1 protein-coding gene is annotated in these 233 nt (G+C 41.6%); it reads right to left on the minus strand.

Features of this window, described 5'->3' with window-relative positions:
• Positions 1-233 (minus strand): MFS transporter (locus AAEY62_RS24955; RefSeq protein ID WP_350637183.1); only part of this gene is annotated, 233 nt, incomplete at both ends.

The raw sequence follows: 233 nt of genomic DNA on the forward strand, positions 1-233 counted from the left end.
TTTAACTAAAATTAACCACGGCACTAACCAAAGAAAACCTAAAACACCAATAGCAACAAACACCATTTGCCAGCTAAAGTAAATTGTTAAATAGGCAATTAAAGGGATGGCAATAATACCGCCAATTGCCGCGCCAGAATTAAAAATACCCTGTGCTAAAGCACGTTCTTTAGTCGGAAACCATTCAGCGTTACCTTTAGCAGCACCTGGCCAGTTACCTGCTTCGGCCACAC

The organism is Pseudoalteromonas sp. GW168-MNA-CIBAN-0100 (assembly GCF_040309225.1).
In the GTDB taxonomy this organism is placed as follows: Bacteria; Pseudomonadota; Gammaproteobacteria; order Enterobacterales; family Alteromonadaceae; genus Pseudoalteromonas; species Pseudoalteromonas arctica.